We start from the raw sequence: 268 nt of genomic DNA on the forward strand, positions 1-268 counted from the left end.
AAAAAAGCTGGCACCAAACGGTAGATCGCTTGCACGCACAGGATCTGAAGAAATATACAATACAGCTCCTTTGCGACCTGTTTGGTGTAAGTAAGCAAGCCTATTACAAGCGAAAAAAGTCAAAACTTCATGCCAATATGGCACTTGAAGAGATGGCTGTTGAGTACGTTCTTGAAACCCGAGAGAAAGCCCCTGGCATGGGCGGTAAGAAGCTGTGGCATATGTATAAGCGAGAGTTTAAGGAGGGGACTCCACTAGGGAGAGACCG

General features: G+C 46.6%; 1 pseudogene. It reads left to right on the top strand.

From position 1 onward, the window contains the following. Window positions 1-268 (top strand): annotated as a pseudogene (locus HMPREF3027_RS09585) (hypothetical protein); the annotation flags it as partial.

Origin of the sequence: Porphyromonas sp. HMSC077F02 (assembly GCF_001815465.1) — a bacterium.
Classification (GTDB): Bacteria; Bacteroidota; Bacteroidia; order Bacteroidales; family Porphyromonadaceae; genus Porphyromonas_A; species Porphyromonas_A somerae.